At 63.7% G+C, this 553-nt stretch carries 1 protein-coding gene; it reads left to right on the forward strand.

What is annotated here, in order from left to right:
- The coding region (locus NQ034_RS16080) for a transposase family protein (protein WP_507148553.1) at positions 1-553 on the forward strand (553 nt) is incomplete at both ends.

Raw genomic sequence — 553 nt, forward strand, 5'->3', positions numbered from 1 at the left:
ACCGACTTCCTCACCTGGCTGACCGGCACCACACGACAAGGCGGCACCACCGAATCCGGCCGGACATTCCGCCACCGTGTGGCCTGGTGCTGGAACGTGCGCCCAACGATCACACCGACCGGGGAAATCCACGACCAGATCATGCTCGACGGCACGTACTTCAACGGCTGGTGTGTTCTCATCGCCCACACCGGTGGCCACGTCATCGACTGGCAATGGTGCGACCAGGAGAAGACCGCCTCCTGGACCGCACTCATCGAACGCATTCCAGCGCCGGTGGCTGCGATCGTCGACGGCAACGGGCCACTGACCTCGACGATCAAACGCCTCTGGCCGGCCACCCGCATCCAACGCTGCCACTTCCACATCCGCCAAGCCGCGCACAAACACCTCACCCGGCGCCCCAGCCTGCCGGCGAACAAGGAACTGTCAAGCCCCGGGTTTTGTAGAGGCTCCTTTTCTTGGTTTCCTAAGCGGCCGTGGACTCCGTCCCGGACTGGGCGATCCATTCAGAATGGACCTCGACAGGCGGCCGGTAGTCAATCGCCGAATG

The organism is Brevibacterium moorei (genome assembly GCF_024580735.1).
Classification (GTDB): Bacteria; Actinomycetota; Actinomycetes; order Actinomycetales; family Brevibacteriaceae; genus Brevibacterium; species Brevibacterium moorei.